20 protein-coding genes are annotated in these 18,763 nt (G+C 67.1%); 6 read left to right on the top strand and 14 right to left on the bottom strand.

What is annotated here, in order from left to right:
- The first annotated feature begins 7 nt into the window (after window positions 1–7).
- The 3 genes from ACQPYY_RS16440 to ACQPYY_RS16430 all read left to right on the top strand — a co-directional run bounded on the left by ACQPYY_RS16440 (window position 8) and on the right by ACQPYY_RS16430 (window position 4,167).
- Window positions 8–1,468: a helix-turn-helix domain-containing protein gene (locus tag ACQPYY_RS16440; protein ID WP_433594397.1), complete on the top strand. Its 1,461-nt coding sequence runs from the start codon at window positions 8–10 to the stop codon at window positions 1,466–1,468.
- Window positions 1,469–2,398: 930 nt separating this feature from the next.
- Window positions 2,399–2,806: a single-stranded DNA-binding protein gene (locus ACQPYY_RS16435; RefSeq protein WP_433594396.1), complete on the top strand. Its 408-nt coding sequence runs from the start codon at window positions 2,399–2,401 to the stop codon at window positions 2,804–2,806.
- Between the two features lie 413 nt (window positions 2,807–3,219).
- Entirely contained in the window at window positions 3,220–4,167 is a 948-nt protein-coding gene (locus ACQPYY_RS16430; protein ID WP_433594395.1) for a hypothetical protein, read from the top strand.
- A 454-nt stretch (window positions 4,168–4,621) separates the two neighbouring features.
- Here the strand turns inward: ACQPYY_RS16430 and msrA are convergent, their stop codons facing one another.
- Window positions 4,622–5,134 carry a peptide-methionine (S)-S-oxide reductase MsrA gene (gene msrA / locus ACQPYY_RS16425; protein WP_433594394.1) on the bottom strand — a complete coding sequence of 171 codons (513 nt, stop codon included), beginning with the start codon at window positions 5,132–5,134 and terminating at the stop codon, window positions 4,622–4,624.
- Window positions 5,131–5,586: a peptide-methionine (R)-S-oxide reductase MsrB gene (gene msrB / locus ACQPYY_RS16420; RefSeq protein ID WP_357276948.1), complete on the bottom strand. Its 456-nt coding sequence runs from the start codon at window positions 5,584–5,586 to the stop codon at window positions 5,131–5,133. The genes msrA and msrB overlap by 4 nt, the downstream gene beginning before the upstream one ends.
- Window positions 5,587–5,696: 110 nt before the next feature.
- Between msrB and ACQPYY_RS16415 the strand changes: the two genes are divergently transcribed.
- Window positions 5,697–6,389: a hypothetical protein gene (locus tag ACQPYY_RS16415; RefSeq protein WP_433594393.1), complete on the top strand. Its 693-nt coding sequence runs from the start codon at window positions 5,697–5,699 to the stop codon at window positions 6,387–6,389.
- Between the two features lie 12 nt (window positions 6,390–6,401).
- Here the strand turns inward: ACQPYY_RS16415 and ACQPYY_RS16410 are convergent, their stop codons facing one another.
- The 9 genes from ACQPYY_RS16410 to ACQPYY_RS16370 all read right to left on the bottom strand — a co-directional run bounded on the left by ACQPYY_RS16410 (window position 6,402) and on the right by ACQPYY_RS16370 (window position 13,711).
- Window positions 6,402–6,638 (bottom strand): hypothetical protein, encoded by a 237-nt coding sequence (locus ACQPYY_RS16410; RefSeq protein WP_433594392.1) that lies wholly within the window; start codon window positions 6,636–6,638, stop codon window positions 6,402–6,404.
- Between the two features lie 10 nt (window positions 6,639–6,648).
- A complete protein-coding gene (locus tag ACQPYY_RS16405) occupies window positions 6,649–7,737 on the bottom strand; it encodes a ferrochelatase (RefSeq protein ID WP_433594391.1) in 1,089 nt (362 codons plus the stop codon).
- Window positions 7,738–7,771: 34 nt separating this feature from the next.
- Window positions 7,772–8,611: an NADH-dependent enoyl-ACP reductase InhA gene (gene inhA, locus ACQPYY_RS16400; protein WP_433594390.1), complete on the bottom strand. Its 840-nt coding sequence runs from the start codon at window positions 8,609–8,611 to the stop codon at window positions 7,772–7,774.
- Window positions 8,612–8,678: 67 nt separating this feature from the next.
- On the bottom strand, window positions 8,679–9,395 hold the full coding sequence (gene fabG1 / locus ACQPYY_RS16395) for a 3-oxoacyl-ACP reductase FabG1 (protein ID WP_357276957.1): 717 nt from the start codon (window positions 9,393–9,395) through the stop codon (window positions 8,679–8,681).
- Between the two features lie 49 nt (window positions 9,396–9,444).
- Window positions 9,445–10,470: a VWA domain-containing protein gene (locus ACQPYY_RS16390; protein WP_357276959.1), complete on the bottom strand. Its 1,026-nt coding sequence runs from the start codon at window positions 10,468–10,470 to the stop codon at window positions 9,445–9,447.
- Window positions 10,467–11,441 (bottom strand): DUF58 domain-containing protein, encoded by a 975-nt coding sequence (locus tag ACQPYY_RS16385; RefSeq protein ID WP_379098899.1) that lies wholly within the window; start codon window positions 11,439–11,441, stop codon window positions 10,467–10,469. The genes ACQPYY_RS16390 and ACQPYY_RS16385 overlap by 4 nt, the downstream gene beginning before the upstream one ends.
- A gap of 24 nt (window positions 11,442–11,465) precedes the next feature.
- Window positions 11,466–12,677: an AAA family ATPase gene (locus ACQPYY_RS16380; protein ID WP_357082395.1), complete on the bottom strand. Its 1,212-nt coding sequence runs from the start codon at window positions 12,675–12,677 to the stop codon at window positions 11,466–11,468.
- Between the two features lie 116 nt (window positions 12,678–12,793).
- Entirely contained in the window at window positions 12,794–12,973 is a 180-nt protein-coding gene (locus ACQPYY_RS16375) for a hypothetical protein (protein WP_433594389.1), read from the bottom strand.
- Between the two features lie 66 nt (window positions 12,974–13,039).
- Window positions 13,040–13,711 carry an NAD(P)H-binding protein gene (locus ACQPYY_RS16370; protein WP_433594388.1) on the bottom strand — a complete coding sequence of 224 codons (672 nt, stop codon included), beginning with the start codon at window positions 13,709–13,711 and terminating at the stop codon, window positions 13,040–13,042.
- A 220-nt stretch (window positions 13,712–13,931) separates the two neighbouring features.
- Between ACQPYY_RS16370 and ACQPYY_RS16365 the strand changes: the two genes are divergently transcribed.
- Window positions 13,932–14,396, top strand: coding sequence for an NUDIX hydrolase (locus tag ACQPYY_RS16365; RefSeq protein ID WP_433594387.1), 465 nt, complete (start codon window positions 13,932–13,934; stop codon window positions 14,394–14,396).
- Here the strand turns inward: ACQPYY_RS16365 and ACQPYY_RS16360 are convergent.
- Window positions 14,377–15,312: a LysR family transcriptional regulator gene (locus tag ACQPYY_RS16360; RefSeq protein ID WP_433594386.1), complete on the bottom strand. Its 936-nt coding sequence runs from the start codon at window positions 15,310–15,312 to the stop codon at window positions 14,377–14,379. The genes ACQPYY_RS16365 and ACQPYY_RS16360 overlap by 20 nt on opposite strands.
- Window positions 15,313–15,405: 93 nt before the next feature.
- On the opposite strand from ACQPYY_RS16360, the gene mqo reads away from it, so the two are divergent.
- A complete protein-coding gene (mqo, locus tag ACQPYY_RS16355; protein WP_433594385.1) occupies window positions 15,406–16,878 on the top strand; it encodes a malate dehydrogenase (quinone) in 1,473 nt (490 codons plus the stop codon).
- Here the strand turns inward: mqo and ACQPYY_RS16350 are convergent.
- Window positions 16,815–17,819 carry a YncE family protein gene (locus ACQPYY_RS16350; RefSeq protein ID WP_433594384.1) on the bottom strand — a complete coding sequence of 335 codons (1,005 nt, stop codon included), beginning with the start codon at window positions 17,817–17,819 and terminating at the stop codon, window positions 16,815–16,817. The genes mqo and ACQPYY_RS16350 overlap by 64 nt on opposite strands.
- A 19-nt stretch (window positions 17,820–17,838) precedes the next feature.
- The gene (locus ACQPYY_RS16345; RefSeq protein ID WP_433594383.1) at window positions 17,839–18,708 is read right to left on the bottom strand and encodes an alpha/beta hydrolase; all 870 of its coding nucleotides are present in this window, start codon (window positions 18,706–18,708) and stop codon (window positions 17,839–17,841) included.
- Window positions 18,709–18,763 lie beyond the last annotated feature (55 nt).

Genomic DNA, 18,763 nt, shown 5'->3' with positions numbered 1-18,763 from the left:
CACCACAATGAGCGGGATTCCCCATAGCGCGGAAGAAGTGGCGGAACTAGAAGTCCAGAGTAGCGACGTCCCGGAAAACTGGCTTCGTCTAGCAGATTATGTTCGCCTACGAAGAAAATCCGTCGGACTCGAGACGCGCCAGAAGCTTGCACAGGCGACAGGACTCAGTTACCGCGTTCTGGGGGATCTTGAGCGTGGCACCCGCAGGGTTTCAGATGGAACGCTTTCGCGGGTAGAGCAGGCTCTTCTGTGGTACTCGGGGAGCGCTAGAGAGGTCCTTCGTGGAGGTGAACCAACACCCACTGATCATGAAGGGCCTCTCGTACTTCGTGGTGGCGAACCTACGTCCACAGAGCAACAGGCTGCCGTTCAGCCCGAAGTCGCGCGTCCCCTTGCTCGTGCGCGTGGCATGGGCGAGGCGTTTCAGATTGCTGGCGACCTTATCGAATCGGGTCAGCGTTCAATCGGTCTGCGACTGTTGCGGGCGTTACATGATGCCGGCCCGCAGATCAATGCGACTTCACTTGAATTTATCGAGGATCTATCGTCTGACGAAATTCGATCAACACAGGGATCGGAGGATGTATATCCCACGGTCTTGAGTATGGCGCTCGGTAGGTACATGAGAGAACTCCGAGAATCGCAGGGTTTCACACTGGATAGGGCCAGTGAAATTCTCGATTGGCCGACCTCTGAGATTCGGCTCTTGGAGCTTGGATATGTAGATCTTGGCAAGAACAGAATACGGCAGCTCCTGAGGCTATACGGGAAGACCGAGCGGAGTATTCATCACGAGTGGATGCAGGTTGCCGAAAATGCCGGGCAGTCCGGCTTTTGGTCTAAATATGATGACATTCTGCCAGACTGGCTTAGGGGATACCTTCACCTTGAGCGGAATGCGGCAGCTATCCGAACCTTCGAAGGGCACTTCATACCAGGACTGCTGCAAACATCAGAATACGCCCGAGCAATTATAGAGTTTCCGCACTCTCCGAACAAGTCCGACCCAATCAAACGTATGGTCGATTTGCAGCTCAAGGTGCGCATGGAGCGTCAGGATCTACTGAATAGCATGGTATCACCAACCTTGTGGGCAATAATTGATGAGAGAGCCATCCTTTGCGCACCGGTCAGTCGAGATATCATTTTTGAACAGATCGAGCACCTTATTGCAATGTCTCAACATCGTAGGGTGGTAATTCAGATTCTCGGACAAAAGGATGGCTCGTTGAGTGGATTCTCACCTTCTTTTAGCCTGCTTCGATTTAGCGAGCCGAGGTTGCCTGATATCGTCTACACGGAGCAATTGACGAGCGCGCTCTACATTGACAGAAGGGAGGATGTTTCGGAATATTTGAAGCTGTTGGATATGCTAGCCGTTAATGCTCTTAATCCCCGGGCATCTATTGAGCGGTTGATCAAGCTGCGAAATCAGTTGTATCCGACCAGGGTTAATGGTGCGTTATGAACCAGCGCAACGACCACCCTGTTGCCGAATTTTCCTCTGCAGGTTCAAGAGCGGCGCGCGTGCGCGCGCCGCCCCGCGCGTCGACGCACACGGGCCGGTTCCGCACGCTCCACCGCCCCGGAGCGTCGGCGCGTTGCGGCTCCCGCCCCCGCACCACTCATGACACTCCAAAGAGCAATCCGGCATCTGTCCGCATGACACGCGCCCAACGATCAGACCCGGCAGCACCAAACCCGCTCGGCGCCAGCCGAAGCCGACCAGTGGTCCGCCGACGCCAGTGCCACCGCCGCCACGGCCACTCCGACCAATCTGCGCGCCCTGCCACTCCAGCCCGCTCACCACCGTGCCAACACCCAGTCACAGCCCAGCCCACAGTTCGGAGTCCTCGCCGATGCGGGTCCGCCGACCAGACGCTGACCGCCGACGCCGCCCCAGCAGCCTTCGACCAGGCTGTCAGCAGCCTTCTGGGCAAGGCCACCCCAGCAACCGCCACACACGCCGCCCTCCCCAGCACCGACCCACCGATCCCGCTGACGATCGAGCCCACGGCCATCGCCGCCGCCAGCGAAGTTCGCGCCGACCATCCCGATGCCGCCCGTTCACGGCCCGCAATCATCACCAAGCCGCCCGGCGCTGACGACAGCCGCGGCACCAGCCACGCCGATGCCCTCCCGATGGCGAAGTCCGAGCACCGTTCTCCCGATGTCCGGTAGGCCGAGTGCCACCATGGCAGACCCCGCACGGCCACGCCAAGACCAAGCGGTGTCACCGCGGCTACACCTCCCAATCGAGCTGACGCACAAGTCTTTTGGGAGGCGCATCCACGGCAAGTCTTGACGAGGCCGCACAGTGCCCACCACAGCGACTCCCGTCCCACCAGACACCGAGAGCCCGGCACCACCCGGACTCCACCACCAGGAGGTCACCGTCATGGCCAGCACCGTGTCCATCACCATCACCGGCCATCTCGCCGACGATCCCGAACCGCGCACGACCAACACCGGCAAGCTCGTCACCAACTTCACCGTCATCGCCAACGACCGCGTGTTCGACCGCCAGCAAAACCAGTGGGTCGACGCCGGCAAGACCGTCATGCGCATCGCCTGCTGGGGCGACCTCGCCCAGGAGACTGCCGACAGCCTGGTCAAAGGCTGCCGCGTCACCGTCACCGGCCACCGCCTGGTCCCCGACGCCTACATCGGCAAGGACTCCAAACCGCACGCTGCCCTGCAACTGACCGCCGACACGGTAGCGATCGACCTGAAATACCAGTTCGCGAAGATCACCCGTCGCATCCGCGGCAACGGCAGCACCGACGACAACGAACCGCCGTTCTGATCCGGCCGACACAGACCGGGCCTGGCGCCACCAGGTCCGGTCGCTGACCACCCGTCACGCAAACAGCTGCCGAATTCCCCTTTTACGTATTTAACGACGTCCGCGCCGAGCACTCGATGGGGCGGACAGACCGAGGGTTCCCCGCCTCCTCATAGGCCCGATTGTCTCGCTCCAGGAGGCCGCGTCAAGGGCGCTCCTTCGTCGCGTCGGCAAGCCGATGGGCAAAGCCCACCCTTGACCCGACCTCCTTGCGCAGAGGAGGGCCAGTATGAGGAAGCAGGGAGAAGAACAGTCTCCGTAGCGGCGTGTGCTCACATCGACTAGCTCGGTGCGGATCTGGCCCGACGACTGGAACGAACCCGTCAGGCCAAAACCAGTGTCGATTCCGAAACACGCGTGGAAAGCTTCGGCGGGTGACCACACAGTTCCGCTTCCGCAACACAATCGACCTGGTGCCGGGTGAGTACATTGCCGCGGAAGGCAATCGGCTTGTGCTGTTCTCCGAGTCTGGGGTCGAGGTAGTCCTGCGCCCTTCGGCCGACAACGAGCTGTTCCCGGCGGCGGCAAGACTACTTCTAGCTGGTGGTCCATACCCAACTGCAGAAGATGCGCTAAAGGCAGGCATGAGCTGGCGCAGACGGCTGCTACTGGCCTGTTCAGATCGCTTCGTCGGGATCAATATTGGCGATGAAGCCGAGCCGCATCCTTCCCGGATTCCGCTCAGTCAGACGGACTTTCCGCCGGAGGCACCGGTCTTGCTGAAGGACCGCCATGGGTTGCTGGTCCACCCCGAGTCCGACAACCCGCTGTCGGCGTTCGTATCGTTCACAGCTGACCTGTCAGTCCAACGGCCATCATCCGAGCTGCTCAACGCGATTCGTGACGCTGGGGCGGCATCTTCGACGATGTCCGCACGACAGACTCTGGCTCTGACTCTGCTCCACGCATCAAGGTTCGATCAAAACCCTGAAACGCAATACATCACGCTGGTCACTGCCATCGAAGCACTCCTAAAACCCGCGCGGCAGTCAGCCACGATCCGCGCAGCACTCGAATCGTGCCAGCGTCATGCCGAGGAGCTTGACCTCAGCCCGGAGGAGCTCGAGACGATCATTCAGCACATCGGCTACGGGAAAAAGGAGTCGATCACGGAATCCGGGCGCAAGCTGGCATCCACCTTGGGTGACAAGGAGTACGGCGGTTTCGATCCGTCGACCTTCTTCGGAAGGGCGTACACGACACGCAGCAAACTCGTGCACGGGAACACCAGCCGACCGACGCACGACGAACTTCGGGCGGAGCTTGGCACCCTGCACGGATTCGTTGTCGACTTGCTTCACCATGCGATCGTCGGAACCTGAGGATCGATCCCGACCTCGGTCCGCAGGCCGTCACCAGGCCGTCAAGGTCGCGGAACGCGGTAGAGCTCGCCAGAAGCCCAGAGATGCACCTGCACATGTCAGTGCGGTATTGCGAATATTCCTGGAGGTCCGCAGGATTGGCTGCGAGATCACCCAGATCTTCGAGGGCACCAACCAGATCCAGCGCCTGGTCATCGCGCGGTCGCTGGCCGGCAACTGAGGGTCGGGCGGACAGAGTTCAGCCGTCCCGCGCCGGGACGGCACGGGACGGCACGGGACGGCGACGAATTACCGTCAGCAGCTGCCGAATCGGCACCACCACGGCGACTGCTGGTAGCCGCGGTTGTTGCCCCAGTCGTTGCCGTAGTGGTCCGGCCTCAGGCTAATCCCGGCAACGGGCGAAAAGAAGGGCCTCAACGGGGCGAATGCCGCGGTGAGGCCCTCGTTTTCACTGCTATGCCGTCGTCTCGCGCCGGGGCAGCTTCCAGCCCGGACGCGGGAAGTGGCAGGTGTAGCCGTTCGGGTAGCGGACCAGGTAGTCCTGGTGCTCCGGCTCGGCGTCCCAGAACGCGCTCGCCGGGGTCACCTCGGTGACCACCTTGCCCGGCCACAGGCCCGAGGCGTCCACGTCGGCGATGGTGTCCTCGGCGACCCGCTTCTGCTCGTCATCCAGGTAGAAGATGGCGGAACGGTAGCTCGAGCCGATGTCGTTGCCCTGCCGATCCCGCGTGCTCGGATCGTGGATCTGGAAGAAGAACTCCAGCAGCGCACGGTAATCGGTCCGGGCCGGGTCGTAGACGATCTCCACGGCCTCCGCGTGCCCGGGGTGATTGCGGTACGTGGGGTTGTCGTTGCTGCCGCCGGTGTATCCGACCCGGGTGTCGATGACACCGGGCTGACGCCGGATCAGATCCTGCATGCCCCAGAAACAGCCACCGGCCAGAATCGCCTTGCGTGTGTCGCTCACGCTTCCTCCTTCGTGAACAGCGTCTTGTACTGTCCGTAGCCTTCGGATTCCAGATCGTCGAGATGCACGAACCGCAGCGACGCCGAGTTGATGCAGTAGCGCAGCCCGCCCGCGTCGCGCGGGCCATCGGGGAACACATGGCCCAGATGGCTGTCACCGTGCACCGATCGCACCTCGGTGCGCACCATGAAATGGCTGACGTCGCGCTTCTCGGCCACATTCGTCGCGTCGATCGGCTTGGTGAAACTCGGCCACCCCGATCCGCTCTCGAACTTGTCCGTCGACGCGAACAACGGCTCCCCGGACACCACGTCCACGTAGATACCGGGCTCGTGGTTGTCCCAGTACTCGCCGGTGAACGCCCGCTCGGTGCCGTTCTCCTGGGTGACGTGATACTGCTCGGGCGACAGCGCCGCCACCGCCGCCGGATTCCGGTTGTACTCCCGTGCCACATGACCTCCTTGGTAGGCCTCAGCTACAACCCACCCTGCCCGACGGAAAGTCCGTTCGCGAGCCCGCGTCATACTTCTGTCACCTTTGCCCGCCGGGCATACTCACGATCGTGAGCGCAGCCAGGAACGACGCCGACGACGACCAGGTACCCGCGTGGGCGCGGCGCACGACCGGGGAATCGCGCTGGGCGGCCACCGCGGCCGTCATCGGGATCCTGCTGGTGCAGTACCTCCTGCCGCCCGAATACTCGGCCGGGCCCAACTGGGTCGTGCCGATCGTCGGGTTCGCGCTGCTGCTCGTCCTGGTGATCGCCAACCCGGTACGGCTCGACCGCGAGGACGAACGACTGCGGCGATTCAGCCTGCTGTTGATGGCGCTGCTCGGCTTCGGCATGGTGTGGTCGGTGTCCCACCTGGTGAAATCGCTGATCAACGGGACGGCCGCGAACAACGCCGCCGGTCTGCTCGGCTCGGGCGCCGCGGTCTGGCTGTCCAACGTGCTGGTGTTCGCGCTCTGGTACTGGGATTTCGACCGGGGCGGTCCCGCGGCGCGCGCCCACGCCCGCAAGCCGTATCCGGATTTCCTGTGGGTCCAGATGCAGAATCCGGAACTCGCCGATCCCGAATGGGAGCCGCAATTTCCGGATTATCTGTATCTGTCGTTCACCAACGCGACCGCATTCAGCCCCACCGACGTGATGCCGATGACCCGCTGGGCCAAGCTCCTCATGATGGTGCAGTCCGGGGTCTCCCTCGTCACCGTGAGCCTGGTCGTCGCCCGCGCGGTGAACGTCCTGCACTGACAGGCGAATCGTTCAGCGGTTGAAGAACATGTCGGCCACCAGCATGACCACCGCGATGGCGACGCAGGCGGCGGCGAACATGATGGACTGGCCGATGGTGCCGACGATGCCGGCGGCCAGGAACAGGGTCAGCACGGGCGCCCAGACGAACATGTCCGGCGGGCCGAAGGTGCGCTGCGGCTTGCGGGCGGCGGTGCCGCCGGAGGCGGGCTGACGGCGTTGCGGGGTTCCGCGTCCGGGTGTAGTCACCTGGGCGAGACTACAATTCGGCGGCCGCCGGTGCCACCGCGGGCCTGCGCGGCGGCAGGGCGCAGCAGCCGACCACGCACGGCGCGCCGTCGACGGTGCAGCCCAGGCCGGTGATGTCGCTCAGACGCGCCGGGGCGGCGGCGGTCAGGTACTCCTGCACCAGATCGGCGACCATGCGCGCGAAACGCGGGTCCGGGCCGGGGGTGGCGGCGCGGGCGAAGGCCATACCCAGTTCGGCGGCACGCTCTTTCGCCTCGTTGTCCAGGTCCCAGATGACCTCGAGGTGGTCGGAGACGAAACCCACCGGGCACACCACGACGGAGTCCACGCCCCGGTCGGCGAGCGCGTCGAGATGGTCGACGATGTCGGGGTCCAGCCACGGCACCTGCGGCGGGCCCGAACGCGACTGCCACACCAGGTCGTAGGCGTCGAATCCGGTTGCCGCCGCGCACAATCGGGCCGCCTCCGCGACCTGACGGCTGTAGAGACGCTGCTCGGCGGGCGGACCGGAGGCGATATCGGCGGAGACCGGCACGGAATGCGCGGTGAAGACCAGGCGGGCCGAATCCCGCTTGTCCTGCGGCAATTCCGCGACCGCCGCACGAATCGCGTCCGCGAACGCCTCCACGAACAACGGATGATCGAAATATTGGCGCAACTTCACCAATTCGGGAGCATCGGCGACCGCGGCGCGGGCACGCGTGATGTCCTCCTGGTATTGCAGGCAGCCCGAATACCCGCCCCACGCGGACGTCGGGAACACCAGCGCCGAGCGAACACCGTCGGCGCGCATGCCCTCGACGGTCGCCTCGACCATGGGATGCCAGTTGCGATTGCCGAAATACACCGGCAGATCGATACCGCGCGAGCCGAATTCGGCCTCGATCGCCTTGATGATGTCGAGGTTCAGCGCATTGATCGGGGACACCCCGCCGAAGTGCAGATAATGCTGCGCGACCTCGGCCAGGCGTTCCGGCGGCACGCCCCGGCCCCGAGTGACGTTCTCCAGGAACGGCATCACGTCCTCGGGGCGCTCGGGACCGCCGAAGGACAGCAGTAGCAGGGCGTCCACTTCACGAGCCGCGGGCTCCGCCTGCACTGCTCTCCTCCTCAGAAAATCGAACCGATGACGATCAGTTGGCGCCGAAACCGGATTCCGGGAACCAGGTGTTGTGGCTGGCGCCGCCGTCGACGTAGATGATCGAACCGGTGGTGCCGGGCAGCCAATCCGACAGCAGCGCGCACACGGACTTGGCGACCACGGTCGGGTCGTCGACATCCCAGCCGATCGGGGACGCACCGTCCCAGTACTCGTTGAGCATGTTCAGCTGCTTGGCGTCATCGGTGGCGGTGCCCGCGATGGCCTTGGCCGCGAGGGTCTTGATCGGACCGGCCGCGATCAGGTTGGAGCGGATCTTCTTGGCGGCGCCCACCTCCCGCGCCACGTAGCGGTTCACCGACTCCAGCGCCGCCTTGGCGACACCCATCCAGTTGTAGAACGGCATCGCGGTACGCGGATCGAAGTCCATGCCCACGATGGAGCCGCCCTCGTTCATGGCGGGGAGCACGGCGCGCGCCAGCGAGGCGTACGACCACGCCGAGATCTCGAACGCCTTGGCCGCGTCCGGGCCGGGGGCGTCGAGGAAGTTCACCGCGTCCGGGCCCATCAGGGTCTTGGGCGCGAAGGCGATCGAGTGCAGCACGCCGTCGATGCCCTCCGGAGCCAGCTCACGCAGCTTCTCCGGCAGCTCGGCCAGGTTCTCCTCGCTGGTGACGTCCAGACCGATGGCCGGGGGCACCTCCTGCGGCAGGCGCTTGGCGATGCGGTCGATGAGGCGCAGCCGCTCCGGGATGCCGGTGATGATCACCTTCGCGCCCTGCTCCTGCGCGACCGCGGCCGCGTGGAAGGCGATGGACGAGTCGGTGATGATGCCGGTGATGAGTACGGTCTTGCCTGCGAGCAATCCAGCCATGGGGTGGTGGGTTCTCCTCGTTAGAAATGCTGGGGGTGAGGGTTCGGGTCGGGCCTGAGCGGAAGGCTCAGTGGCCCATGCCCATTCCGCCGTCGACGGGGATGATCGCGCCGGAGACGTAGCGAGAATCCTCGGAGGCCAGGAAGCTGACGACCGCGGCGACGTCCTCGGCCTGGCCGAGACGCTGCAGCGGAATGAACTTCTTGGCGGTCTCCTTCAGGTCCTCGGGCAGCTCGGCCGTCATATCGGTCTCGATGAAGCCGGGGGCGACCACATTGGCGGTGATGTTGCGCGAACCCAGCTCGCGGGTCACCGAGCGCGCCAGACCGATGACACCGGCCTTGGAGGAGGCGTAGTTGATCTGACCGGGGCCACCGCCCAGACCGACCACGGAGCCCAGGAAGATCATGCGGCCCCAGCGGGCCCGCAGCATGGCGCGGTTGGCGCGCTTGGCGCAACGGAAGGCGCCGGTCAGGTTGGCGTCGATGACCCGGGTGAACTGCTCCTCGGTCATGCGCATCAGCAGGGTGTCATCGGTGATGCCCGCGTTCGCGACCAGCACCTCGACCGGACCCTGGTGCGCCTCCACCTCGGAGAACGCCCGATCGACCGATTCGCTATCGGTCACATCGCATTTCACGCCGAAGAGCCCCTCGGGAACGCCGGACCCGCGGTGGGTGACGGCGACCTTGTGTCCGTCGGCGAGCAGGCGCTGGGCGACCGCGAGCCCGATGCCGCGATTACCGCCGGTCACCAGGACCGACCGGGATGTGATGTTCGACATAGACGCAAACCTATCTGTTCGTGTTCGGGACTCGGCGCGCGGTACCGATTTACGGCAGACGCTGACGATAGAGCAACGCGGCCACCAACCCGGCGGCAGTCACCACCAAACCCAGCAGCAACCACGGGCGACTGGCGTCGGCGACGGTCGTCTCGAAGCCGATCTGCTCTTCCAAGTGCGCGTAGACGTTCTTGAGTTCTTCCAGCGTGGAGGCGGTGAAGAATTCGCCGCCGGACAGTTTCGCGATCTCGCGCAGCGAATCGTCGTCCACCGGGACGCGGACCCGCTGGGAGCCCTTGCCGTCCTGGTCGGGGATCTCCACGGTGCCCCACGTGGTGCCGAACGAAATCGTCGACACCGGAATGCCTTTCTCCTTCGCCAGACGCGCGGCGGTGAAGCCGTGGCGGGGATTCTCGACATCCTTGTCGTCCGGGACGGTCTGCTTACCGTCGGACATGAGCACCACCTGGGCCGGCGGCGGCTTCTCCGCACCCGGCAGCACCGAGGCCAGGGTGTCGATGGACTGCAACGCGGTCAGGATGCCCTCACCGGTGGCGGTGCGCTCGGCCAGCTTCATGGTGTCGATGGCGGCCTTGACCGCCTCCCGATTCGTGGTCGGCGACACCTGCACCGACGCGGTACCCGCGAAGGTGACCAGGCCCAGGTTGATGCCCGGGGTCAGATTGTCCGCGAATTCCTTGGCGGCCTTCTTGGCCACCTGGATCCGGCTGGGCGGCACGTCGGTGGCCTCCATCGACAGCGACACGTCGATCACCAGGATCACCGTGGCGCGGTTGCGGGGCACCTTCTTCGCCGCGGTCGGACCGGCCGCGGCGAAGGTGAGGAACATGAGGCCCACCAGGGTCACCGCGACGGGAATGTGCCGCCACGGCTTGGGCTGGCGGGGCGCCACCTTCTCCAGCATCTCCATATTGGAGAAGCGCAGCATCTGTTTGCGACGCCGCTGCTGCATCAGGATGTAGATCAGCGCCGCCAGCGCGATCACGGCCAGGAAGGCCAGCCAATACTGGTAGGCGAAATGCGAAAGGCTGAAGGTCAGCTCGCCGATAGTCACTGGCGCGGCACCCGTCCGGCGTTCGGGGCGCCAAAGGTGTGGCGCCGGGTGGACACGAATCGAACCACGTCCGCGATCCAGTCGCCGTCGGTGCGCAGGGTCATCACCGGCGCACCACAACTGCGCAACGCCTGCTCGACCTGATCCCGATGGCCTTGCGCGGCGCGCGCGAAATCGGCGCGGAGCGTGGGGGTCACACTGAATTCCCGTGTGCGTCCGGTCTCCGGGTCGTGCAGGACCACATCGCCCAGATCCGGAAGCTCCAGATCGCGCGGGTCCAGGACCTCGACACCGAGCAGGTCGTGGCGGCCGGAGATGGCGCGCAGCGACCGCTGCCAGTCGATATCACCCAGGAAATCGGAAATGACCACGGCCAGACCGCGTTTGCGCTGCGGTCTGCGCAACGCCTCGATCGCGTCGCGCAGGTCACCGCGGACACCGTCCGGGGCGTGCGGGGTAGTCGCGATCTTGCGCAGCAGCGACTGCTCGTGCACCCGGCCGCTGCGGGCCGGAATGCGGATCAGCTCATTGCCATTGGTCACCACCGCACCGATCCGGTTGCCGCCGCCGCTGGTCAGATGCGTGACCGCGGCCGCCGCGGCGACCACCAGATCCCGCTTCTCGCACAGCGCGGTACCGAAATCGAGGCTGGCCGACAGGTCGACCACCAGCCAGGTCTCCAGCTCACGGTCGGCGATCATCTGCCGCACGTGCGGGTGGGTGGTGCGGGCGGTGACCGACCAATCCATCTGCCGCACATCGTCGCCGGGCTGATACATGCGGGCGTCGCCGGGCTCGGAGCCGGGACCCGGGATCAGGCCCAGGTGGTCACCGTGCAGCACGCCGTCCAGGCGCCGGCGCACGGTGAGTTCGAGCGTCCGCAGCGCCGCCGACAACCGCGGGTCGGTGAGCTGACCCTGCCGGAACGAGGGCGGGGCGTGCGGGGAGTCGCTGGGAGTTGAGATCGTCACGGGCGCAGTCGATTCCGTGGCCACCTACTTCGGCTGCGGCTGACCGGGGACGCCGGGCATCTGACCGTTCGGAGGCTGCGGGATGCCCTGCTGCGGCGGCTGCGGAATACCCTGCGCGGGCACGCCCGGCTGCTGCGGAATGCCGGGCTGCGGCACGGCGGCGGGCATCGGGGCGGGCGCGCCGGCCGGAGCGTTGGCCTGAGCGGCGACCTGCGGCAGGCCGACGGTCTGCAGCACGCGCTTGATCACGTCGTCCGGGCTGACCTCGTCGGCCAGCGCGTCGTAGGACAGCACCAGGCGGTGACGCAGTACGTCCGGGATCACCTCGACCACGTCCTGCGGCACCACGTAGTCGCGGCCGCGGATCAGGGCCACCGCGCGGGCGGCGGCGATGATGCCCAGCGAGGCTCGCGGGGACGCGCCGTAGGAGATCCAGCCGGCGACATCCTGCATGCCGAAGTCGGCGGGCTTGCGGGTCGCGGCGATCACCCGGACGACGTAGTCGACCAGGGCGTGGTGCACGAAGGTGTTGGCGGCGACATTCTGCAGCCGCACCAGCTCAGCCGGGTCGAGCACCCGCTTGGGCTCCGGCGGGGTGACACCCATCCGGTAGATGATCTCGCGCTCCTCCTCGACCGAGGGGTAGTCGACGACGACCTTGAACAGGAAGCGGTCGCGCTGCGCCTCGGGCAGCGGGTACACACCCTCCGACTCGATCGGGTTCTGAGTCGCCATGACCAGGAACGGATTCGGCATCGGGTAGGTCTTGCCGCCGATGGACACGTGCCGCTCGGCCATCACCTCGAGCAGCGCGGACTGCACCTTGGCGGGCGCGCGGTTGATCTCGTCGGCGAGCACGAAGTTGGCGACCACCGGGCCCAGCTCGGTGTCGAACTCCTCGCGGCCCTGCCGGTAGATGCGGGTACCGACGAGGTCGGTGGGCACCAGGTCCGGGGTGAACTGCACGCGCGAGAAGCTGCCGCCCACCACGGTCGCGAAGGTCTCCACGGCCAGGGTCTTGGCGATACCCGGCACACCTTCGAGCAGCACGTGCCCCTTGGCGAGAACACCGACCAACAGCCGCTCGACCAGCCGATCCTGACCGACGATCACACGTTTGACTTCGTAGATCGCCTTTTCCAGGGTCTGGACATCGCGCTCGAGGGTGCTCGGAGCCGAAGGTGCGTCCTTCACCGTGCTTACCCCGCTCACACCGTCAGTCGAAGTCACCAACATCCCCGCTTTCGCCTTGGTCCTGTGCGTTCCGCCCCAACTATTCCAGGTATCTCGCGCGATTGCCGCACCCGCCCGCGATCGGGGCGCGAAATTTCGGCGCGAAATGTGGCTTTCAGCTAATCCGGAGCCGGATCGGCGGCCGGGCGGGTCAATTCGCGCAGCGCCATGGACGACGCCGTTCCGAGCTCGGCGCCGTAGACGACCAGGGCCCGGACGCCGGGATCGGCGAGCCGATTCAAGACCGGGATGACCGTCGCCACCGGCGCGGCCGCGGTGACCGCCTTCGGTTGGCGCACCGCGGCGCTGCGGTGGCGGTGGTCGACCCCGGCCGTCGGGCCGCCGCGACCCCCGGCCGCGCGGCGCTAGCGGCGGAGGGTGGTCGAGCGGTCGAGCACGAGTTCGATCGCGTCCGCGACCGGCGTATGGCCCTCGGTGAGTTCGAGGATCACGCGATTCAGGGCCGGGCGGTGCAGGGCCACATCGATGAACGCGGCGACGTCATCGCGGCGCACATCCCCGTATTCGATCGCCAGTCCGGCGGTGACCAGGCCGCTTCCGGGTTCGTCGCGCAGGGTTCCGGGGCGGATGATCAGCCAGTCCAGGTCGGTGCCGACCAGGTAGGCGTCGGCGGTCTTCTTCACGCGCATGTAGTGCTCGAAGCCCGGCGTGGTTTCGCGATCGCGGCCCGCGTCCGGAAACACCGAGACCAGGACGAAGCGGGCGACACCGGCGAAGCGGGCGGCGTCGGCGGCCTTCTCCAGGCCCCGGCCGTCGATGAGGCTGGTCTGGTCCGTGCCGGTGCCGTGCGCGCCCGCGGAGAAGACGATGGCGTCGTGGCCGTGGAACTTGGCGGCCAGCTCGTCGACCGAATCGGCGATCAGGTCGCCGTGCAGCGGGGTCGCGCCGGTCGCGGCGATGATCTCGGCCTGCGCGGGGCCGCGGTGCATGCCGGTGACCTCGTCACCGCGAGCGGTGAGCAGGGTCGCCAGGCGGCGGCCGATACCGCCGGCCGCGCCGATCTGGAACACCTTCACGATGACTCCTCTCGTAGGCGGTACGGGTCCAGCTTCCCACCCCCGCCGCGGCGATGGCACGCAGGCATTTCGGGCCGGTGTCGAGAAAGTTTCCGGACCCAGGATCGCTGGGGCGGAAGTGCGCCTATTCTTGCGAATGTCTCTGCCGCCGACCGTTTCTCCGCCGGTAGCGTTATCCATATCGGTCGACGGTGTCCGGTGATACGGGATGTGGTGTGCAGTGTGGGATTTCGAAGTTTCGCCCGGGCAGTCCATCGGCGAAACGGTGTTGCAGGAACTGCGGGAGCGGGCCGCCGCGGAGGGAGTCGCGCTACGGGTAGGGGTGGTCGTCGAGCACAATGACTCGGTACTGATGCTCGAGCACGAGGAGCACGTCGAAGGGCGCAGTCCGCTGCACCTACCGGGCACAGTGGTGCGCCCGGGCGAGTCGCTGGCCAGCGCGGTGGTGCGGGCCGTGCGCGAGGAGACCGGGCTGGCGGTCACCGATATCTTGCGCCACCTCGGCAGCTTCGACTACCTGTCCAGCGCCGGGAAACCGGTGCGCCGGGAGCATTTCGCCGCGGTGGTGGCCAGCGCCGGACCGGTGCGGGTGACCAACTACGCCGAATACCGGTGGGTGCCGCTGACCGGGGACCTGCCGGTCACCTCGTCGATCCGGCGCATCCTCACGACCTATCAGGAGTAGCCGGGGCCGCGCCGCGCCCGAGATACGACAGGGCCTGCGCGGCAACGTGATCACGCAGGCGTGCCACCGCGGGAGTCGGGCGGTGGCTGCCCGAGACCAGGCCGATGCTGCGGTCCCGCGCACCGGCCAGGCTCACGCGTGACAGGCCCGGGTGGGCGACCTCCAGTGCGGGCAGCACCGCGATGCCGAGATTCTGGGCGACCAGGGCGCGCAGCGTCTCGAACTCGGTGATCTCGAAGCCGACGCGCGGGGTGAATCCGGCCTCGGCGCACCAGGAGTCGACCAGGCGACGCAGGTGGTAGGTCGGCGGGTTCGCGATGAACGGCTCGTCGGCCAGTTCGGCGAACTCGACCTCGGCACGGGTTGCCAGCGGGTGGGCGTCGGCGACGTACAGATGCAGGCGCTGGTGGCCGAGGATGATCCCGGGCAGGTCGTCGGGGGCCGGGATGGTGACGGCCAGATCCAGGCGGCCGTCGCGGACCATCGCGGTCAGGGCGCTGCCGTGAGCCTGCACGAGGTGCAGGCGGATACGGGGTGCGCCCGCGTGGAAGTCGGCCAGGAGTGACGGGATGCTGACCGGGCCGAGGGTGAACGGGAAACCGAAGCGGACCAGGCCGCTGTCGGGGTCGGCGTCGCTGCGGACCACGTCGACGGCATCGGTGAGGGCCTGGACCAGGCCGCGGGTGCGTTCGTAGAGTTCCTGGCCGGCGGCGGTGAGGGCGATGCGCCGACCGACCGGTTGGAAGAGTTTCACCCCGACCGCCTGCTCGACCGCCTTCAATCGGCGGCTCAACGACGACTGCGGCACGCCCAGCCGCTGCGCCGCCCGGGTGACGTGTCCCTCCCCCGCGGCCGCATCGAACGCCGCGAGCAACGGGATCAGGGCTTCCACCTGCGATGACGACAATTCATCCATATTCGGATCATAACGGCTCGGAATGAACATTGGACGGATGGATACGCGTGGCGTGACGATGACGGAGTACCCGCCGACCAGGAGGTCACGCAGATGAACGACCACACCACACACAGCGAAACCGCCACGGACACAGAGATTCTCGATGTCGTACTGATCGGCGGCGGCATCATGTCGGCCACCCTCGGCGCGATGATCGCGGCGCTGCAACCGGATTGGTCGATGGCCTTGCTGGAGCGGCTCGACCGGGTCGCGGCCGAGAGTTCGGATCCGTGGAACAACGCGGGCACCGGGCACTCGGGCCTGTGCGAACTCAACTACATGCCCGATCCGGGCGATGCGGGCAAGGCGGCCGAGATCGCGTCGATGTTCGCGCTGTCGCGGCAGTTCTGGACGGGACTGGCCGAGCGGGGCGCGCTGGCCGACACCGGATTCGTCACGGCGACACCGCATATGGATGTGGTCTTCGGCGAGCGAGATGTCGACTACCTGCGGCGGCGATTCGAGACCCTGCGCGCGCTGCCCGCGTTCGCCGCCATGGAGTACAGCGAGGATCCCGCCGTCATCGCGAACTGGGCTCCCCTGCTCATGGCGGGCCGGAAGCCGGGGCAACCGGTGGCCGCCACCCGGTTCGAGGCGGGCACCGACGTCGATTTCGGGGCGCTGACCGGGTCGCTCGTGCGGGCGATGACCGACGCGGGCGCGCGGGTGCGCACCGGTCACGAGGTGAAGGGGCTGCGACGCGACGCCGACGGCATCTGGACGGTGACGGGCCGGGATCGGCACGGCGAGCGGCGCTTCACCATCCGCGCCCGCTTCGTATTCGTGGGTGCGGGCGGCTACGCGCTGAAGCTGCTCCAGCGGGCTCGGATCCCCGAGGTGCGCGGTTACGGCGTGTTCCCGGTCGGCGCGCAGTTCCTGCGTACCGACAACCCCGAGGTCGTGGCCCGGCACGACGCGAAGGTCTACAGCCAGGCCCCGCTGGGCGCTCCCCCGATGTCGGTGCCGCACTTGGACAAGCGGAATGTCGACGGTGAGTCGTCACTGCTGTTCGGCCCGTACGCGACGTTCAGTACGCGGCTGCTCAAGTACGGCAGGTTGATCGACCTGTTCACCACGCTGCGGCTGACGAACATCGTGGTGCTGGTGGCGGCGGGACTGCAGAATCTGCCGCTGGTCCGCTATCTGATCGGCGAGTTGCTCGCGACCCGGCGGCGCAAGTTCGCTCAGCTGCAACGCTTCTACCCCGAGGCCGATCCGGCCGACTGGTATCTCGTCCAGGCCGGACAGCGCGCGCAACTGGTGAAGCCCGACCTCGACCGGGTGGGTGTGCTGACCATGGGCACCGAACTGGTCACCGGCGCCGACGGCACGATCGCGGGCTTGCTGGGCGCGTCCCCCGGTGCGTCGACCGCGCCCGCGATCATGATCGAACTCCTGGAACGGTGCTTCCCGCAGCAACGTTCGGGCTGGGAGCCGCGCCTGCGGCAGCTGGTGCCGGGCTACGCCGAGGGCTCGAACTCCCAGAGCACGGGCCCCGCCGCCGCGGCGGGGATCGGGAAGTAGCTGTGATGATCGGCCGGATCGACCACGACGACATGCGCGCCGTCGGCCAGGTGCTCGGCTCCGATGGGAGCCGGGTGCCCGGCCCTGGCGTCGAACATTCCGACCCAGCCGCTCTCGGCGGCCACGTAGACGCGCTGCGCGCCGGGATCGTAGGCGAGTACGTCGGGGGTCGGGCCGACGCTGTTCCGGTCGGTGACAGCGTGTTTCGCCAGATCGACCGTGGCCAGCGTGGCGTCGTCCTCGCAGCCGACGTACATCAGCTGCCGGGCCGCGTCCAGCGCCTGACCGTGCGGTCCCGAGCAGCCGGGCGTCGGAATCCGGTCGGTGACCGACAGCGCGCCGGGGTCGATGACCGCGAGATCGCCTCGGCCCTGCACCGCCACGATCATGCGGTCGGGACCCGGGTCGTAGACGACATTGCCGACTTCGCCGCCCAGAGTGACCGTGCCGCGGGCATGGCCGGTGTCGGCGTCGAGGACCGACTCGCTGCCCGCGCGCTCATTGGTGGTCCAGACCGCGTCGCGCACCGGATCGTAGGCCAACCCGTCCGGGTACGTCCCGGTCGGCGCGGTGAACAGCACCGACCCGCTGTCCTCGTCCAGGGCGATGAGCCGATCACGCCCGGTCACGGTCGCGTACACCCGGTGCTTCTCCGGAACGACCAGCACGCCGTGGACATCCGGGGTGTCGGCGATCGTGCGCACCACGCGGTGCGCGCGGACGTCGACCTCGACGATCTCACCGGCTCCCATGTGTGCCAGGAACAGCAGTCCACGACCGGAATCCAGGCTCGCGTAATCGAATCGGGCCGAGCCGCCCGGCAGGGCCACCTGGGCGACCTTCCGCAGCGGCAGCGGTCCGCCGGTGGTGGCCGGGCCGGACGAGCAGCCCGCGACCAGTGCGATCGCGGTCAGCGCCCACCCGGCTCGTCTCGGCCACATCCGGCTCACCTCACGCGGGTCAGCAGACGCCGCGGAACAGGTCGGCGGCCGCGTCGGCGGCGGGCTCGATCAGGCGGGGATCGTCGTAGAAGTCGATCTGGCCGACCGAGTCCAGCCACAGCTCCGATTTCGGGGATGCCACCCCAGCGTAGAACTTGCGCGCCCACGGCGGGACCAGGGCGTGCTCGGAGTGCACCAGCAGGAACGGCACCGACAGCCGGGCCGCCGCCTCCTGGGCGTCGAAACCCGCGGTGTGCTCGAAGGATTCGACGGCGAAACCGTTCGTGTAGTTGGGGACCACGCCGCGCGGGGTGCCGTAGTACTCGAACGCCTCGGTCAGGGGCATGGCCACGTCGCCGTTGTCCGCGGCCACCGCCGGGATGGTCTCGACCTCGCCGGTGGCGAGGCGGCGCTCCCGTGCCAGGCGGCCGCGCTCGACCACCGCCGGATCGGCGGGGTTGGCGGCCGCGTCGGCATACACGCCCGCGACGCCGGCGAACGCCCGCAGGCGCGGGTCGTCGGCGACCGCGCGGGCCATGTAGCCGCCACCGGCGCAGACGCCCAGCGCGACCACGGTCTTACCGGTGAAACGCTCGTCCGCTTCCAGCGCCGAGACGGCGGCGCTGATGTCGGCGGCCTTGCCCAGCGGGTCCTCCAATTGCCGCGGCCCCCCGGCGCTCTCGCCGAAGGTCCGGTGATCGAAGGCCAGGGCGGCGAACCCGCGGCGCGCCAGCGCTTCGGCGTAGACGCCCGCCGCCTGCTCCTTGACGGAGGTCAGCGGGCCGGTCGTGACCACCACGCCGGTGGGCTCGCCCTCCGGCACATACAGGGTGCCGACCAGTCGGTCTCCGGCGCGGGTGAAAGTGAACGGAACTGTGCTGACAGTCATCTGGTGCTCTCGTCCTCGAAGTCGTCGCATTACGGTGAAACACGACGGTAGGCGC

This window comes from Nocardia sp. CA-145437 (assembly GCF_050956485.1).
In the GTDB taxonomy this organism is placed as follows: Bacteria; Actinomycetota; Actinomycetes; order Mycobacteriales; family Mycobacteriaceae; genus Nocardia.
This window is presented reverse-complemented; position numbering and strand designations above follow the sequence as displayed.

Excerpts from the sequence above, each read along its gene's own strand:
- ACQPYY_RS16440 (WP_433594397.1), top strand. The coding sequence starts at position 8 with ATGAGCGGGATTCCCCATAGCGCGGAAGAAGTGGCGGAACTAGAAGTC.
- ACQPYY_RS16435 (WP_433594396.1), top strand. The coding sequence starts at position 2,399 with ATGGCCAGCACCGTGTCCATCACCATCACCGGCCATCTCGCCGACGAT.
- inhA (WP_433594390.1), bottom strand. The coding sequence starts at position 8,611 with ATGGCTGGATTGCTCGCAGGCAAGACCGTACTCATCACCGGCATCATC.
- fabG1 (WP_357276957.1), bottom strand. The coding sequence starts at position 9,395 with ATGTCGAACATCACATCCCGGTCGGTCCTGGTGACCGGCGGTAATCGC.
- ACQPYY_RS16380 (WP_357082395.1), bottom strand. The coding sequence starts at position 12,677 with ATGTTGGTGACTTCGACTGACGGTGTGAGCGGGGTAAGCACGGTGAAG.
- ACQPYY_RS16360 (WP_433594386.1), bottom strand. The coding sequence starts at position 15,312 with ATGGATGAATTGTCGTCATCGCAGGTGGAAGCCCTGATCCCGTTGCTC.
- mqo (WP_433594385.1), top strand. The coding sequence starts at position 15,406 with ATGAACGACCACACCACACACAGCGAAACCGCCACGGACACAGAGATT.
- ACQPYY_RS16350 (WP_433594384.1), bottom strand. The coding sequence starts at position 17,819 with ATGTGGCCGAGACGAGCCGGGTGGGCGCTGACCGCGATCGCACTGGTC.
- ACQPYY_RS16345 (WP_433594383.1), bottom strand. The coding sequence starts at position 18,708 with ATGACTGTCAGCACAGTTCCGTTCACTTTCACCCGCGCCGGAGACCGA.